This window comes from Helicobacter sp. 13S00482-2 (genome assembly GCF_002272795.1).
Taxonomy (GTDB): domain Bacteria; phylum Campylobacterota; class Campylobacteria; order Campylobacterales; family Helicobacteraceae; genus Helicobacter_J.
The window spans coordinates 1-505 of the sequence record NZ_MLAT01000084.1 but is presented as its reverse complement, the minus strand read 5'-3'; the positions used below and the strand labels follow the sequence as shown (position 1 = coordinate 505).

At 31.5% G+C, this 505-nt stretch carries 1 protein-coding gene; it reads left to right on the top strand.

Annotation, left to right across the window (positions count from 1 at the left end; genetic code table 11):
• On the top strand, positions 1 to 205 hold a 205-nt coding region (locus BKH42_RS09815; protein ID WP_219349869.1), incomplete at its 5' end, for a hypothetical protein.
• Positions 206 to 505: the final 300 nt, after the last annotated feature.

Below are 505 nucleotides of genomic sequence, written 5' to 3'. Positions count from 1 at the left end.
AAAATCAGATCTAAACGACTTAGATCTTAAAACTCTAGATCCAAACGATGATTCAAACCCGCTAGGTAACTCAGATCCTACAACTCCACATTGTTTGAGAAAATCAGGATTTGAAGAAGAAGGTTTTAACGTTTTCTTAGAAACTAAAGAAGGGCGATGTGAGGTACTACTTCTTGTAGTGCCCCCCCCCCCATTTGGGTTTTAAAAGCGAAGAGTTGTCATTTTTCATAGAGACATCCTTTTTTTAAATTTGTGGTTTCAAACGGGTGATTATATCAAAAATTTTCTAAATTAAAGGTAAAATTTGTTTTGTTTTTGAGGATAAAATTTACTTTTAATAGGATTTGTTATTAATTATCTGTGTGATATCTTGAATCAATGATTGAATATCTCTATAAAATACGTCATAGAATATCATTTGGTAGGGCATTTGAGAAGTTTTGATTTATGAGTACTAAATTTCAAAAAGGAAAGAATATTCGTTCTATTTGAATGGGTGTTAGGG